The organism is Variovorax sp. P4_D9, assembly GCF_056401695.1.
On record NZ_JBFUIU010000748.1, the window covers coordinates 1 to 4,273 of the forward strand.

4 protein-coding genes and 1 pseudogene are annotated in these 4,273 nt (G+C 64.9%); 3 read left to right on the forward strand and 2 right to left on the reverse strand.

Features of this window, described 5'->3' with window-relative positions; all coding sequences use genetic code 11:
* Nucleotides 1-54: 54 nt before the first annotated feature.
* Nucleotides 55-987 (reverse strand): LysR family transcriptional regulator, encoded by a 933-nt coding sequence (locus AC1DY5_RS44240; RefSeq protein WP_478120749.1) that lies wholly within the window; start codon nucleotides 985-987, stop codon nucleotides 55-57.
* A gap of 137 nt (nucleotides 988-1,124) precedes the next feature.
* On the opposite strand from AC1DY5_RS44240, the gene AC1DY5_RS44245 reads away from it, so the two are divergent.
* The 3 genes and pseudogenes from AC1DY5_RS44245 (at nucleotide 1,125) to AC1DY5_RS44255 (ending at nucleotide 3,467) form a co-directional block, all read left to right on the forward strand.
* Nucleotides 1,125-2,183: an alpha/beta fold hydrolase gene (locus AC1DY5_RS44245; protein ID WP_478120750.1), complete on the forward strand. Its 1,059-nt coding sequence runs from the start codon at nucleotides 1,125-1,127 to the stop codon at nucleotides 2,181-2,183.
* Nucleotides 2,184-2,612, forward strand: a pseudogene (locus tag AC1DY5_RS44250) (alpha/beta fold hydrolase); the annotation flags it as partial. It abuts the gene before it with no gap.
* A 75-nt stretch (nucleotides 2,613-2,687) separates the two neighbouring features.
* Complete coding sequence (locus tag AC1DY5_RS44255) at nucleotides 2,688-3,467, forward strand: alpha/beta fold hydrolase (protein WP_478120751.1); 780 nt, start codon at nucleotides 2,688-2,690, stop codon at nucleotides 3,465-3,467.
* Here AC1DY5_RS44255 and AC1DY5_RS44260 read toward each other — a convergent pair.
* A partial coding sequence (locus AC1DY5_RS44260) for a DDE-type integrase/transposase/recombinase (protein ID WP_478120752.1) occupies nucleotides 3,376-4,273 on the reverse strand: 898 nt, incomplete at its 5' end. The genes AC1DY5_RS44255 and AC1DY5_RS44260 overlap by 92 nt on opposite strands.

The following is a 4,273-nucleotide window of genomic DNA, read 5'->3' on the forward strand; positions in this document are numbered from 1 at the left end:
GCGGCGCCTGAGAGCGGACCTTCCTTGGACGACCGCTCGTGCGAGTGTCGACGGTCAGGCGCCCACAGAATCCGCAGCACTCGCGAACATCCTCATCCTCCGGAGGATCCAGTCCAGCAGTTCGTTCGCCGCGGCCACCAGCGGCCGGCCGGACTTGACGAGGACACGCGCATGAGTGCCTCGAAACAGCGGGTGGTCGATCGGGATGGCGGCCAGTTCGCCTGCATCAATCTCTCGGCGAGCGGCGAACTCGCCGATCAGCGTCACGAAGTGGCCCGCCGCAGCGATGCGCTTCAGGACAGTGAGCGAGTTGGTGGTGAGCGTGGGCCGGATCTCGACGTTCTCGGTAAACGCCAGCATCTCGGTGGCCTGGCCGATGCCGAAGGTGGCGGGCATCAGCGCGAGCGGATGGTCGAGCATGTCTTGCACGCATGCCGGTCCGCCGCGAATCGCGAGGGGGTGACCAGGATGCATCAGTAGCACGACCGGCTGCGGCGAACTGGCGAGCCATGCGACGTGGGCATGCGGCGGCGGGTTGTAGGCGAGGCCGATGTGCGCGCGGCCCTCTGCAACTTCCGCGAGCAGATCCTCCATTGACAGCATATCGATGGCGACCTCGAGTTTCGGATAGCGCTCGCAGAAGCCGGCGAGTACCTCGTGGACCAGCACATCGACGTAGCCCTCGCTGATCGCCAGGCGGACCTGGCCATGCTGCAACCCCTTGATCGCCTGCAGTCGATCTTCGAGTTGCTCCTGGTGCGATCGATAGCCGCGCCAGAACTCGAGCAGGTGGGTCGCCGCTTCGGTGGGCTTGACGCCGCGCGCCTCCCGCTCGAAGAGCTGTGTGTCGAGCTCCTCCTCCAGCAGCCTGATTTGCCGCGTGATGACGGAAGGCGCGGTGTTGAGGCTCTCCGCCGCACCGCGGATCGTGCCGTGGGCGAACACCTCGCGAAAGTAGCGCAGTCGTTGCTGGTTGATCTCGCGCATGAGTCGGCTCCGGTTCGATTGATGACGTTACCCATAAGGCAACGATGTGTGATTTTAGTTGCTCTTGCTCAGATGGCTTGGCTCGCAGACCATCTCTCACGCACTCACCGACCTCGACCTTCACAGGAGAAATTCGCATGACTAAGCACCCCAACCCCTCTCGCCGCGACTTTCTGGGAACGACCGCTATCGGCCTGGGCGCGGTGGCCGAGTTCGCACTGATGGGTGCGGCACGCGCGCAGGCCCCCCAGGGCACCACCCCGATCTTGAACTCCGGCAGCACATCGTCACCCGCGTCGTTCGGCGCGCTCCGCCAGATCGACGCTGGCCTGCTGAACGTCGGCTACGCAGAGGTCGGCCCGGCCAACGGCCCAGTCGTCGTCCTGCTGCACGGCTGGCCGTACGACATCCACAGCTTCGTCGAGGTCGCGCCCTTGCTGGCGGCGGCCGGCTACCGGGTGATCGTCCCGCACCTGCGCGGCCACGGCAGCACGCACTTCTTGTCGAGGGACACGTTCCGGAACGGCCAACAAGCAGCCGTGGCACTCGACATCATCGCCCTCCTGGACGCGCTGAAGATCCGTAAGGCGGTCTTCGCCGGCTTCGATTGGGGGGCGCGAACAGCCGACATCGTCGCGGCGCTGTGGCCCGAGCGATGCGAGGCCCTGGTCTCCGTCAGCGGCTACCTGATCGGCAACCGCGAGGCCATCAAGGCGCCGCTGCCGCCGGCGGCGGAATACGCGTGGTGGTATCAGTTCTACTTCGCGACCGATCACGGGCGCGCGGGCTACCAACAGAACCGGCACGAATTCGCCAAGCTCATCTGGCGGACGGCCTCGCCGAAGTGGGCCTTCGACGACGCGGTGTTCGCTCGCAGCGCGGCGTCCCTCGACAACCCCGATCACGTCGACATCGTGATCCACAACTATCGGTGGCGGCAAAGCCTGGTCGACGGCGAACGGGCCTACGACGACCTTGAGCGGCGCCTGGCCATCGGGCCGCTCATCGCCGTGCCGACCATCGTCCTCGAAGGCGATGCCAACGGCGCACCGCACGCCACCGGCGATGCGCCATTCCGCAAGAAGTTCTCCGGCAAATACGACTACCGCGTGATCTCAGGCGGCATCGGGCACAACCTGCCGCAGGAGGCACCCGGCGCCTTCGCGCAGGCGGTGATCGATGTGGCACGAGCTTGAGCTCAGTTGCCAAGGGTCGTTCCATGCGGCGCTATCGCCGGCGCCAGTCTCACCGTTGCGGCTGCGACCGCTGCAACCCATGAACCGGGCGCGGCTGCGCCCCAAGGAGATCAGACCATGAGCCAGGGTCTCATCGACTCCTTCTGGAAGCAGGGGATGATGGCCGGTCACAAGGCGACATACGACTGCATCAAGGCCTTCTCGGAAACCGAATTCACCGAGGATCTGAAGAAGATCAACGTGCCGACCCTCGTCCTTCATGGCGACGATGACCAGATCGTCCCCATCGGAGCTTCCGCCCTCAGCGCCGCGAAGCTGGTCAAGAACTCGAAGCTCGTGGTCTACCCGGGTGCGCCGCACGGGCTGACCGATACGCACAAGGACAAGCTGAACGCCGACCTGCTCGCCTTCCTGAAGGGCGACGCATGAGAGCGCGGCGCAAGCCCTGACGCACGCGAAAGCGGCGCGACTGCACCGCACATTCAATCCTTGAAAGGAAATCTCGTGAAGTCATTCATCAAGACCATGATCCTGGCGGCCTCCGTCGGCGTCGCGACGTCCATCGCCAGCGCAGCTCCGCCGGCCGCAGCAGAGGGCCAGCAGACCACGGTCGTATTCGTGCACGGCGCCTTCGCCGACGGATCCGCGTGGGACAAGGTCATCCCACTTCTGCAGGCCAAGGGACTCAATGTCGTGTCGGTCCAGAACCCGTTGACTTCGCTGGCCGACGACGTGGCAGCCACCCGCCGCGTGCTCGACGTGCAGACCGGGCCCGTCGTCCTCGTGGGCCACTCCTGGGGTGGCATGGTGATCACCGAGATCGGCCAGCACGAGCGCGTGAAATCCCTGGTCTACGTCGCTGCGTTCGCCCCGTCCGAAGGCCAATCGGCGACGGACATGGCCAAGGACTACCCGACACCCGTGGGGTTCAACTTCGTCGTCACCGACAAGGAAGGGTTCCTGACCCTGAGCCCCGAAGGAATCGCGAAGCACTTCGCGCTGGACGTGCCGGCGGCCCAGACGCGGATCATGGCCGTGACCCAAGGTCCCGTGCGTGGAAAGAACTTCGATGAGAAGGTCACCGTCGCAGCCTGGCGAAACAAGCCGTCCTGGTACGTGCTGAGCGAGCGGGACCACATGATTCAGCCCGCTCTGCAGAAGGCAATGGCGGAGAAGATCTCCGCACACGTTGTCAGCCTGCCGACGAGCCACGTACCGCAGGTGTCGAAGCCGACGCAGGTTGCAAATGCCATCCTGGCAGCCGCGGCTGAGCAGTCGAAGTAACCGCATCAACGCAGCCGACCAGGCGCCGCACGACGGCACCGTTCTTCTGCTCCACCCAGGCCTGGTCGTTCTTCTTGTAGGGCCGTGATCGCGTCTGCTCAAGGCCGCGGCCCTTGCAATAGTCGAATACAGCCTGGCTCATGAAGGTGCTGTCGTTGTCCGAGTCAATGCCGAGCATCGCGAATGGCGGATCGGCCGTCACCTTTTCGAAGGCTTCGATCACCAGCATCTGGTCGCGCACCCTCATCGCCACGCATTCCGTCCAACCGCTGGCGATGTCGGTCAGCGTCARGGTGTGAACGTAGTCACCGTCCGTCTTCGGRCCGCCGCAGTGTTCGACCATGTCGATCTCGAAGARGCCTGGCGCCGGRTCSCGCCAGTCTGCAAACGTGCGTACCGGAATGCTGCGCCTGATGGCCGCGCCGACGCCGGTGCGGCGCCTGCGCTTCCCGTCGATATGCAAACGTGCATCGGCCAGCACGCGATCGATGGTCGCTGCGCTGACCTGCAAGACCTTGGTCCTGACGACCGGGTCCAGGTCGAGGTGGCCATGGCGTTCCATCGCATCGACCAACATCGGGATCAAGGCCTTCAGGCGTTTGCCGCAGACTCGAACGGCGGCCTCCCACAGCACCGTCAGCGCTTGCCGCACCGCCTCGTCATACAGACGATTGCGTGCCCGCGTTTCCTTCGTGGTGGCCTCTTCTCCCAACACCCGGATGGCGTGTTTGCGGTGGTAGCCGGTCAAGGCCACGAACTCATCCAGGATCTTCGTCTTCTCCATCGGTGGCGCGCCGCTGTAGCGC

Excerpts from the sequence above, each read along its gene's own strand:
- AC1DY5_RS44240 (WP_478120749.1), bottom strand. The coding sequence starts at position 987 with ATGCGCGAGATCAACCAGCAACGACTGCGCTACTTTCGCGAGGTGTTC.
- AC1DY5_RS44245 (WP_478120750.1), top strand. The coding sequence starts at position 1,125 with ATGACTAAGCACCCCAACCCCTCTCGCCGCGACTTTCTGGGAACGACC.